4 protein-coding genes are annotated in these 6,636 nt (G+C 67.8%); 2 read left to right on the top strand and 2 right to left on the bottom strand.

What is annotated here, in order from left to right:
* Positions 1 to 232: 232 nt before the first annotated feature.
* Together J2W23_RS09260 and J2W23_RS09255 are read left to right on the top strand one after the other, a co-directional pair.
* Complete coding sequence (locus tag J2W23_RS09260) at positions 233 to 3,505, top strand: efflux RND transporter permease subunit (protein ID WP_307648492.1); 3,273 nt, start codon at positions 233 to 235, stop codon at positions 3,503 to 3,505.
* Positions 3,506 to 3,515: 10 nt separating this feature from the next.
* Complete coding sequence (locus J2W23_RS09255) at positions 3,516 to 5,093, top strand: efflux transporter outer membrane subunit (RefSeq protein ID WP_307648491.1); 1,578 nt, start codon at positions 3,516 to 3,518, stop codon at positions 5,091 to 5,093.
* A 98-nt stretch (positions 5,094 to 5,191) separates the two neighbouring features.
* Here J2W23_RS09255 and J2W23_RS09250 read toward each other — a convergent pair whose 3' ends face one another.
* Together J2W23_RS09250 and J2W23_RS09245 are read right to left on the bottom strand one after the other, a co-directional pair.
* Entirely contained in the window at positions 5,192 to 5,557 is a 366-nt protein-coding gene (locus J2W23_RS09250; protein ID WP_307648490.1) for an SPW repeat protein, read from the bottom strand.
* Positions 5,558 to 5,651: 94 nt separating this feature from the next.
* Positions 5,652 to 6,515 carry a MurR/RpiR family transcriptional regulator gene (locus tag J2W23_RS09245; protein ID WP_307648489.1) on the bottom strand — a complete coding sequence of 288 codons (864 nt, stop codon included), beginning with the start codon at positions 6,513 to 6,515 and terminating at the stop codon, positions 5,652 to 5,654.
* Between the last annotated feature and the right edge of the window lie 121 nt (positions 6,516 to 6,636).

Raw genomic sequence — 6,636 nt, 5'->3', positions numbered from 1 at the left:
TGCGCCGAGGAGCGCAGCGTTTCGCGGATCAGGGCTCGCCCTTGTTTGAGCGAAGCGAGTTTGGGCGAGACCCCGCGAAACGCGAGCACCGCAGGTTGCCCCGTAGCGAAGCGCAGGGGTCGCAGACAGTGGGGTCGCCTTTTCTTTGCTTACGTTCTTTTGGCGAAGCAAAAGAAAGTAAGTCGCCCGCCGGGGCGAGACCCGGCCTCCGCCCCTCGCAGGGGAACAAGCGATGAACCTGTCGCTCCCCTTCGTCAGAAGACCCATCGGCACAGTCCTGCTGACGATCGGCATCGCCCTGGCCGGCATAGCAGCCTTCTTCGTCCTCCCAGTCTCGCCACTGCCGCAGGTCGACTACCCAGTCATCTCGGTACGAGCCTCGATCCCAGGCGCAAGCCCCGAAACGATGGCAACCAGCGTGGCAACCCCTCTAGAGCGCCACCTGGGAACAATCGCAGGCGTCAACGAAATGACGTCCACAAGCTCGGTGGGTTCCTCCCGAGTAACCCTGCAATTCGACCTGAGCCGCAACATCGACGGCGCGGCAAGAGAAGTGCAGGCCGCCATCAACGCGAGCCGCGTCGATCTGCCAGCGACCCTCAGAAGCAACCCGACCTACCGCAAGGCAAACCCGGCCGCCTCGCCCGTCATCATCCTGGCTCTCACGTCGAAGACGAAGACTCCGGGCCAGATCTACGACGCGGTATCGAACATCGTCAGCCAGCGCCTCTCGCAGGTCGACGGCGTAGGCGACGTCGAAATCGGCGGCGGCTCGCTCCCCGCGGTGCGCATCGAACTGCTCCCGTTCGCGCTCAACCGCTACGGCATCAGCACCGAAGACGTGCGCGCCGCCATCCAGGCCTCCAACGCCAACCGTCCCAAGGGCATGGTGCAGGGCGATGGCCGGAAGCTGCAGATCTACACGCAGACGCCGGCCCTGCGCGCCGCCGACTACGCCTCGATGGTCGTGGCCTGGCGCAACGGCGCGGCGGTGCGGCTGCAGGACGTGGCCGAGGTCATCGACGGCGTGGAGGACACCCGCACGCTCGGCCTCTTCAACGGCGAGCCGGCGATCATCATCCTCATCACGCGGCAGCCCTCGGCCAACATCATCGAGACCGTGGACAGCGTGCGCGCCCTGCTGCCCGAGTTGCAGGCCCAACTGCCGCCCGACGTGACGCTGCAGGTCGCCTCGGACAGCACCAACTCCATCCGCAGTTCGCTGCACGAGGTCGAGGCGACGCTGGTCATCTCGGTGCTGCTCGTGGTGCTGGTGGTCAGCCTGTTCCTTCGCAGCGTGCGCGCGACCATCGTGCCGGCCGTGGCCACGATCGCGGCGCTCTTGGGCACCTTCGGGGTGATGTACCTGCTGGGTTTCAGCCTCAACAACCTGAGCCTCATGGCGCTCACGGTGGCGACCGGCTTCGTGGTGGACGACGCGATCGTGGTGCTGGAGAACACCAGCCGGCACATCGAGTCGGGCATGTCGCGCATGAAGGCGACGCTGCTCGGGGCCAAGGAAGTGGGCTTCACCGTGCTGTCGATCAGCGTGTCGCTGGTGGCGGTGTTCATTCCGCTGCTCTTCATGGGCGGGCAGGTGGGGCGGCTGTTCCGCGAGTTCGCGATCACGCTGTCGGCGGCGGTGATGATCTCGCTGGTCATCTCGCTCACCACCACGCCGATGATGTGCGCGTGGCTGCTCAAGCCCGGCGGCGAACACGACAAGAACAAGCCGCAAGGGCGCCTGGGGCGCATGGCCGCGCGCAGCTACGACTGGGTGCTCAAGCGCTACGAGCACAGCCTCGATTGGGCGCTGGACAGCAAGGCGCTTGTCATGCTGATCCTGGTGGCGGTGGTGGGGCTGAACGTCTATCTCTTCAGCGCCGCGCCCAAGGGCTTCTTCCCGCAGCAGGACAGCGGCCAGCTCAACGGGGGGCTGCGCGCCGACCAGAGCATCTCGTCGCAGGCACTGGCGGCCAAGATGCGGCAGGTGGTCGACATCATCCGCAAGGACCCGGCGGTCGACACGGTGATCGGCTTCACCGGCGGCTCGCGCGCGGGCGGCGGCTTCATGTTCGTCAACCTGAAGCCGGCCAACCAGCGCACCGAGAGCGGCCTGGCCGTGATCGCGCGGCTTCGGCCCCAGCTCAACGAGGTGACGGGGCTGCGCGTGTTCCTTGGCACGGTGCAGGACGTGCGCTCGGGCGGGCGCTCGAGCAATTCCACCTACCAGTACACGCTCAAGAGCGACAACCTGGCGGACCTGCGCAGCTGGGCCACCAAGCTGTCCGACGAGCTGAAGCTGCAGACGGTGCTCACTGACGTGGACACCGACCAGGACCAGAACGGCGTGGAGACGGTGGCCAAGGTCGATCCCGACAGCGCGCGGCGGCTGGGCCTCACGTCCACCGCCATCGACAACGCGCTCTACAACGCCTTCGGGCAGCGGCAGGTGGCGACCATCTACACCGAGCTCAACCAGTACCACGTGGTGATGGAGTGGGCGCCGCGCTACACGCGCAGCCCCAATTCGCTGAGCGACGTGTACGTGCCGGCCACCCGGACGTCGGTGATCGGCGGGCAGACGGTGACCACGCAGGTGGCGGCGACGGCCACCACCACATCGACCACCGGCGGGGCCGCTTCGACGGCCACGGCCGCGAGCACCACGGTGCCGGTCTCGGCCAACGCGGGCCTGCGCGGCGCATCGACCGGCAACGTGCTGAGCAACACGCCCACCACGCTGGTACCGCTGTCGGCGGTGGCCAAGTTCGAGGAACAATCGGTCGCCACATCGGTGAGCCACGATGACGGCGAACTCGCGACCACGATCTCGTTCAACCTCGCCGAGGGCGCGAACCTCGGCGATGCGCGCGAGGCCATCGCCAAGGCCGAAGCCAACATCGCGATGCCCACCAACGTGCGCGGCGCGTTCGCCGGTACGGCCGCCAGCGCGCAGCAGTCGCAGAGCCAGCAGCTCATGCTGATCCTGGCCGCGCTGGTCGTGATCTACATCGTGCTGGGCATCCTGTACGAAAGCCTGGTGCACCCGATCACCGTGCTGTCGACGCTGCCCTCGGCCGGCGTGGGCGCGGTGCTGGCGCTCCTGATGTTCCGCATGGAGTTCTCGATCATTGCGCTGATCGGCGTGTTCCTTTTGATCGGCATCGTGAAGAAGAACGCCATCCTGATCATCGACTTCGCGCTGGAGGCCGAGCGCTCGCGCGGGCTCACGCCGCTGGAGGCGGTGCGCGAGGCCTGCCTGCTGCGCTTCCGGCCCATCCTGATGACGACGATGGCGGCTGCGCTCGGTGCGCTGCCGCTGGCCATCGGTTTCGGCGAGGGCGCGGAGCTGCGCCGGCCGCTGGGCGTGGCCATCATCGGCGGGCTGATCGCGAGCCAGCTGCTCACCTTGCTGACAACGCCGGTCGTCTATCTCCTGCTCGACAAGCTGCGCCGCCGTGGCAAGAACGAACACGAATTGAGCCGCGTCACGCCCGCTTGAGAACAACACCATGAACGCACTGCTTACTTCACCTCCTGTGACGCTCGAAAAGAACCAACCGTTCACGCTGAGCTTGTCCAAGCGCTGCGCAGGGCTTCGACAGGCTCGGCCCGAACGGCTCGTGCTCAGGCTCGGCGTGCTGGCCCTTGCCGCCGCGCTCGCGGGTTGCGCCGTCGGCCCGGCCTACCAGGTGCCGACCTCCGTGGCCTCCGCCGCATGGAAAGAGCAGCAGACCGCCGAAGGCTGGCTGCCCGCCGCGCCGGCCGATGCGCTGGACCGCGGCGAATGGTGGAAGCTCTTCGCCGACCCCACGCTCGACGAACTGGCCGGCCGCGTGCAGGTGTCGAACCAGAACATCGCCGCCGCCGTGGCCAACTACACGCAGGCCCAGGCGCTGGTGCGCGGCGAGCGCGCGGCGCTGTTCCCCTCGGTGTCGTTCAGCGGCAGCGGGCGGCGCAGCGGCAACGTGAACAGCAGCAGCGATACCGCGAGCCCGTCGAACAGTTTCTCCGCCTCGCTGAATGCCAGCTGGACGCCCGACGTCTGGGGCCGCCTGCGTGAAGCGGTGAGCAGCGCGCAAGCCAATGCACAGGCAAGCGAGGCCGACCTTGCCGCGGCACGGCTCTCGGCCATCGGCGACCTCGCGACCAACTACTTCTCGCTGCGCGAGGCCGATGCCGAGATCGTGCTGCTCGACGAAACCATCGCGGGTTACCAGCGCGCCTTCGAGATCACGAGCAACCGCTATGCGGCAGGCATTGCCGCGCAGACCGATGTGCTGCAGGCGCAGACGCAGCTCGTCAACGCCAAGGCCGACCGCGTGGGCCTCACGCGCACGCGCGCCACCCTGGAGCACGCCATCGCGATGCTGGTGGGCGTGGCGCCTGCCGACTTCACGCTGCCAGCCGCGACCTGGACACCCACGGTGCCGGGCGTGCCGACCGGTGTGCCCTCGACGCTGCTGCAGCGCCGCCCCGACATCGCGGCGGCCGAGCGCTCGGTGGCCGCCGCCAATGCGCAGATCGGCATCGCACGCGCCGCGTACTTCCCGAACATCCCGCTCACGGCATCGGTGGGCAGCACCAATGCGAGCCGCGTGAAAGACCTGTTCAGCTCGGCCAACACGCTGTGGTCGCTCGGTTTCTCGGTGGCGCAGGTGGTGTTCGATGCGGGGGCGATCGGTGCCAGCGTCGATGCCGCGAAGGCCGGCCACGAAGCGGCCGTGGCGCGCTACCGCCAGACGGTGCTCGCCGCATTCCAGGCGGTGGAAGACCAGTTGACGACGGGCGCCACGCTCGCGCAACAGGAGGGCCTGCGCCGCGAAGCCACGCTCGCGGCCGACAAGACGGAGCAGCAGTTGCTCAACCGCTATCGCGCGGCGCAGGTGAGCTACACCGAGGTGGTGACGGCGCAGGCGGCCGCACTGAGCGCGCGGCGCGCGCTGGTGCAGTTGCAGGTCAACCGCCAGGCCTCGGCCATTGCGCTCATCCAGGCGATGGGCGGTGGCTGGCAGGCCGGCTGGATGAGCAATCCGGACGGCGCAGCGGCCACGGTGCAACAACAGCCCACCGTCCCTCGCGCGCAATAAGAAGAAAGAAGGCGAGAGGGCGGTTTCGCGGATGGGCATCGTGCCCACCCAGTCGGCCTCACCGCCGGGGCGGCGGGCCTCGTTTCACGGCGCGCTGTTCAGTGCGCCGGACGGTCCATCATCCCGCCAAGGTAGTCCTTGTCGGTCACCAGCACCCAGAGGGCGAGCACCAGGATCAGCGCGGCCACGAGCACCGCGTTGACCATCGCCGTTTCCATCGCGGCGAAACCGACCAGCCACGGCGAAATGGCAAGCCACACCGCCAGGGCGACCTCGGTCCACTCTTCCCACTGCTTGGGCACGAAGGTCGCGCCCAGTGCCACGGCGCCCAGCACGATGCCGGTTGCCACCATGGTCCACATGGCGGGCGAGGTGCCCTGAAAGCCCAGGACCCAGGGCGAGACGATCAGCCAGGCGCTGGCGACGGCGTTGACGGGGTCTTGCCAATGCTTCACTTGCTTCATGGTCATTACCTCCTGTCGCGACAAGACGCCGCGACCCGGGTTGGACACCCGCGTTCGGGCAGGGTTCCGTCCCGGACAGCCACCTACCCGCGACCTACCCGCGTGCGACAGGAGGCAAAAGGTACGCACCCGATTCGAACAACTGCGCTTCCGCCTGGTCGATGCGCTTGATGCCCGGCTTGCCCGCACGGCTCGCGAGCAGTTCGACCAGCGCCTCGGTCACCGCCACGCCGGCCGCGACCGACGGAAAGAACGACGGGCTGTTGATCGTGAAGAGCAGCGTCTCGTCGGCCAGCAGCGAGAGCGGCGAGGTCACGCTGTCGGTGATCGCGACGATGCGGCAACCGGCTGCTTTGGCCGCTTCGGCCACCTGCAGCGCCTCGCGCGAATAGGGCGCGAAGCTCGCGACCACCAGCGCATCGCCCTTGGAAAAAGCGCGCTGCTGCATCTCCAGCGAGCCGCCCTGGCCGTCGACCAGGTGCACGCTCGCGCGGAAGAGCCGGTACACATAGACGAACGAGAACGCGATCGGAAAGCATGCGCGAAAGCCCGCGGCATGCACGGCCGGCGCCTTCTCGATCAGCGTGCAGGCCTTCTGCAGCGCCTGTTCGCTCTGCTGGTGCGTGGCCTCGAGGTTGCGGCGCTGCACCTCGAACATCTCGCCGGTGAGGCCGCGGTCTTGTGAGCGCCCGACGAGCTGCTTGGCGCGTCCGCCATAGGTCTCGGAGCCCAGGCCCATGTCGCCCGCGAAGGCCTCCTTGAGCTGCGGCCAGCCCGCGTAGCCGAGGTGCTGCGCGAAACGCACCAGCGTGGCCGGCGTGCTCTGCGCGCGCGTGCCGACGTTGCGCATCGAGGCGGTGACCACTTCGTTGGGGTGGTCGAGCACGTAGCGCGCCACCTGCTGCAGGGCGGGGCTCAGCTCGTTGAAACGCTGGCGGATCTGGTCTCTGGCGCCCATGGCGGTGTCTCTCTTCTGGCTGCTGTTGGAACGAATGTACCGGAGGTGGAACATCGAAACAGTTGACGGAACAAATGTTCCAAACAATAATCCGACCGAAACGTTAGTTCCAGGAACTGTT

It is taken from the genome of Variovorax boronicumulans (genome assembly GCF_030812215.1).
Taxonomy (GTDB): domain Bacteria; phylum Pseudomonadota; class Gammaproteobacteria; order Burkholderiales; family Burkholderiaceae_C; genus Variovorax; species Variovorax boronicumulans_C.
Note: the sequence above shows the minus strand (reverse complement) of the source record. Positions and strands in the feature narration are given on the sequence as shown.